The sequence below is a fragment of the Bradyrhizobium sp. genome (assembly GCF_035273305.1).
Taxonomy (GTDB): Bacteria; Pseudomonadota; Alphaproteobacteria; order Rhizobiales; family Xanthobacteraceae; genus Bradyrhizobium.
In genome coordinates, this window is record NZ_DATEPI010000087.1 from 1 (window position 1) to 3,995 (window position 3,995).

A 3,995-nucleotide genomic window follows, 5' to 3' on the forward strand; every position below is an offset into this window, starting at 1 on the left:
GCGGTCAACCTGTTGGTTTCATCGTAGCGCGATGCCGTGACGCTTTCGGACGGCGTTGCTCAGACGACGTGCGTGAGAACTCAAGCTCCGCGATATGGCGGGACCTTTGTGCTACTACCAAAAATGATAGTTCACGCCGAAGCGCACGCTGCCGAAGCGGTAACCGTTCGAAACTCCGGTGATGCTGAACGGACTGTTGGCGAGATCGACATAAAGGTATTCGAGCTTGGCGCTCCAATGGGGAGCGAACCCGTATTCGGCACCCAAGCCCGCCGTCCATCCCGCTGTCGTGTGTGATTCAGACAGACCGAACGTCTCGCCACGCAAGTCGCCGAACGCCAGACCGCCGGTCCCGTAAAACATGATGACATTAGTCAGCAGATAGCCGGCGCGGCCGCGGAGCGTACCGAACCATGGGTTGGAGAATTTCCATGGCGCAAACGTATCGTCGGCACCGGTAGCCTGGATGTCGCCTTCCACGCCGAATACCCATGGACCGTTTCGGAAGTTGTAGCCCGCCTGCGCGCCGGCAACAAAGCCCGACGGCTTAGTCGGATTGTTATCGACCGAGCCCCAAGCATAACCGAGATTGCCGCCGAGGTACGGCCCGGCCCAGCTATCGGGACCCAGCGACTGTACGGAGGGAGCATACGAAGGAGCATAACGACTCTGCGATCCATAGGAAAAGTCCGCCGCCTGCGCCGACGTCGTCCAAACCACGGCGATCAGCGCCAACAGGCGTAAAGCGATTCTGCTCATTGAACTCTCCCAACGCGCCGGCCATCACCGCTGGTTCATGTGCGCGAACGCACCGCGCCATGCAGACGGGATGGTTAGTAATTCCGCTTTTTACCGGTAAGATTTATCGAGAGTTTTAAGTTAAAGCGTTGTTAAGACCCGTTAGCGCCTGTTCGGCATTCTTAATAAGCCGTTACCGCGAACCCGCCGCTCGACGCTGTTGCATCGAGCCGCAACTCTGGTGATGGCCGATGCCGGCGCTTAAGTTTGAGCCATGGATCACGATTCCACCGATAATTCAGAAGCGCCGAAGCCGGGGCTGCCGCAGCAAAGTTCCCAACCGGACGTTCCGCCACAGGAGCTGGCCGCAGACGACATCGATCCCGCCACGGTCACCGCGGAGGATGAGGACGACGCGCGGTTGCCGGAGCCTTCGGAAGATCCTCATGAGGCGGTAGCGGAAGGTCCCCTCGCCGTCGGCCACGCCGCGATTGAGCAGGCCATGCGGCTCGCCCCTACTTCGGCGGGCGTCTATCGCATGCTGAATGCGGCCCACGACGTGCTCTATGTCGGAAAGGCGAAAAATGTCCGCAAGCGGCTTGCGTCGTATGCGAGGGCAAACGCGATTCAGCCGGCGCGAATTCTGCGGATGATCGCGGCAACCGTGAGCGTCGAGATCGTTTCGACGCCGACGGAGACCGAGGCGCTGCTGCTCGAGGCAAACCTGATCAAACAGTTGCGGCCACGCTTCAACGTTCAATTGCGCGACGACAAGTCGTTTCCCTACATTCTGATTACCGGCGATCACTGGGCGCCCCAGATACTGAAACACCGCGGTGCGCAAACGCGGCCTGGACAGTATTTCGGGCCTTTCGCTTCGGCAGGCGCGGTCAACCGGACCATCACGGCGCTGCAGCGCGCGTTTCTGGTGCGCTCGTGCACGGACTCGTTCTTTGAAAGTCGCACTCGGCCCTGCCTGCTCTATCAAATTCGCCGCTGTTCCGGGCCGTGCACCAGCGAGATCGATTTTCCCGGCTATACCGAGCTGGTCCGCGAGGCCAAGGACTTCCTGTCCGGGCGCAGCCGCCTGGTCAAGCAGCAGTTGGCGGCAGAAATGGAAAGAGCCTCGGCCGAACTCGAATTCGAAACCGCGGCGCTGTACCGCGACCGTCTCGCAGCGCTGTCAGCAATCCAGTCGCAGCAGGGCATCAATCCGCGCACTGTCGAGGAAGCTGACGTATTCGCGATTCATCAGGAAGGCGGCTATTCATGCGTCGAGGTGTTCTTCTTTCGCACCGGACAAAATTGGGGCAACCGCGCCTATTTTCCGCGCGCGGAGAAATCCTATACACCGGAAGAGGTGCTGGCCTCCTTCCTTGCGCAGTTTTACGACGACAAGCCGCCGCCGAAACTGATCCTGCTTTCTCATCAGCTGGAAGAAGCCGAGCTGCTGGCGGACGCCCTCTCGATCAAAGCCGGCTCCAAAGTGGAAGTAACCACTCCGCGACGCGGCGAGAAAAGGGAGCTTATCGCGCACGCGCTCACCAACGCGCGCGAGGCGCTGGGACGCAAGCTCGCCGATACCGCGACCCAGGGTCGCCTGTTGCAATCGCTCGTCACAACATTGGGCCTGCCGCATCCGCCCAAGCGGATCGAGGTTTACGACAACAGCCACATTCAAGGCACCAACGCCGTCGGGGCGATGATCGTGGCGGGCCCCGACGGCTTCATCAAGAACCAGTATCGCAAATTCAACATCAAGTCCGAAGGCCTGACCCCGGGCGACGACTATGCGATGATGCGGGAGGTTCTGCACCGACGATTCAAGCGGTTAGTGTCGCCGGCTCCCGAGGGTGATGATGTCAAAGCAAAACCCGACGATGATTCATTCCCGCAGTGGCCCGACCTCGTCATCATCGATGGCGGTCGGGGACAGCTGAACGCGGTCAAGGAAATCTTCGAAGGTCTGGGCCTGACGCAGGTCTCATTGATGGCCGTCGCCAAGGGGCCGGACCGCGATGCCGGCCGCGAAACCTTGTTCATGCCGGGCAAGGAAGCGCTCAAGCTCGAGCCTCGCGACCCCGTGCTCTATTTCATCCAGCGGCTGCGGGATGAGGCGCATCGGTTCGTGATCGGCTCGCACCGCAAACTGCGCAAAAAAGACATTCGCGAAGCCGGCCTGCAGGAGATCCCCGGCATTGGTCCCGCACGAAAGCGGGCGCTGCTGCACCACTTTGGAACGCTCAAGGAGATCGAGCGAGCCTCAATCGCCGATTTAGGCAAGGTTCCGGGTGTCAGCGCCGAAAGCGCGCGGAAAATTTTCGAGTTTTTCCACGCGCAGCCGCGCTAACGCTTAATCCAGAGAAGCTGGAACCGGTTTTTCGAAAAGATCATGCTCAAACAAAGGGATGGGTTCGTGATTTGATTCAAGCTGATCGGATCATGGTCCAATGGTGCGCGGGCCAGGCCGGATCAGCTCCATCGGCGTTCTCTGCAACAAAATGCCGTGCGCGTGACGGTTGACCTTGAAGCTTCGGCGGTATTGGTAAGACGGATGAACATCGCGACGACAAAAGCTGCGGCGAGGAACTCGCTTTCCTTGCCGAACGTCCTGACCTACGCGCGAATTGCAGCCATTCCGGTGGTGGTCGGCTGCATTTACGCGCAAGCGATCATGGATGGCCCGCTCTGGCTGCGCTGGGTGGCGCTGGCCGTGTTCATCGCCGCTGGCGTTACCGATTTCCTCGATGGCTACTATGCACGGATTTGGGACCAGCATTCGGCGTTCGGCCGCATGCTGGATCCGATCGCGGACAAGCTCCTGGTCGCGTCCTGCCTGTTGATGCTGGCCGCTGACGGCATCATTCACGGCTGGACGCTGTGGGCGGCGATCGTGATCCTATGCCGTGAGATCCTGGTGTCGGGTTTGCGGGAATACCTGGCAGCCCTGCGGGTCAGCGTGCCCGTGACCAAACTCGCCAAATGGAAAACCACGGTGCAACTGGTGGCGATCGGGTTCTTGCTTGCGGGCGAGGCCGGCGACCAGATCGTGCCGGTGGTGACCCAGACCGGCCTGTTGCTGCTCTGGATCTCGGCCATCGTGACGATCTACACGGGGTGGGACTATTTACGTGCCGGCATTCACCACCTCATCGAGGAGGATGAGGGATGAAAGTCAAATATTTTGCCTGGGTGCGCGAACGGATCGGCAAATCGGAGGAAACAGTCGAGCCGCCGGCAAACGTGCGCACCGTCGG

General features: G+C 60.3%; 4 protein-coding genes. 3 read left to right on the top strand and 1 reads right to left on the bottom strand.

Annotated elements, in window-relative coordinates; all coding sequences use genetic code 11:
* Positions 1–114 precede the first annotated feature (114 nt).
* Positions 115–759, bottom strand: coding sequence for an outer membrane protein (locus VJV58_RS05535; protein WP_324136336.1), 645 nt, complete (start codon positions 757–759; stop codon positions 115–117).
* A gap of 253 nt (positions 760–1,012) precedes the next feature.
* Here VJV58_RS05535 and uvrC point away from each other — a divergent pair, with 253 nt between their 5' ends.
* The 3 genes from uvrC to VJV58_RS05550 form a co-directional block, all read left to right on the top strand.
* Positions 1,013–3,088 (top strand): excinuclease ABC subunit UvrC, encoded by a 2,076-nt coding sequence (gene uvrC, locus VJV58_RS05540; protein ID WP_324136337.1) that lies wholly within the window; start codon positions 1,013–1,015, stop codon positions 3,086–3,088.
* A 204-nt stretch (positions 3,089–3,292) separates the two neighbouring features.
* Positions 3,293–3,910: a CDP-diacylglycerol--glycerol-3-phosphate 3-phosphatidyltransferase gene (gene pgsA / locus VJV58_RS05545; RefSeq protein WP_324136338.1), complete on the top strand. Its 618-nt coding sequence runs from the start codon at positions 3,293–3,295 to the stop codon at positions 3,908–3,910.
* A partial coding sequence (locus VJV58_RS05550; RefSeq protein WP_414641414.1) for a MoaD/ThiS family protein occupies positions 3,907–3,995 on the top strand: 89 nt, incomplete at its 3' end. The genes pgsA and VJV58_RS05550, both read left to right, overlap by 4 nt.

Coding starts and splice junctions, on each gene's coding strand:
- uvrC (WP_324136337.1), top strand. CDS start 1,013: ATGGATCACGATTCCACCGATAATTCAGAAGCGCCGAAGCCGGGGCTG.
- VJV58_RS05535 (WP_324136336.1), bottom strand. CDS start 759: ATGAGCAGAATCGCTTTACGCCTGTTGGCGCTGATCGCCGTGGTTTGG.
- pgsA (WP_324136338.1), top strand. CDS start 3,293: ATGAACATCGCGACGACAAAAGCTGCGGCGAGGAACTCGCTTTCCTTG.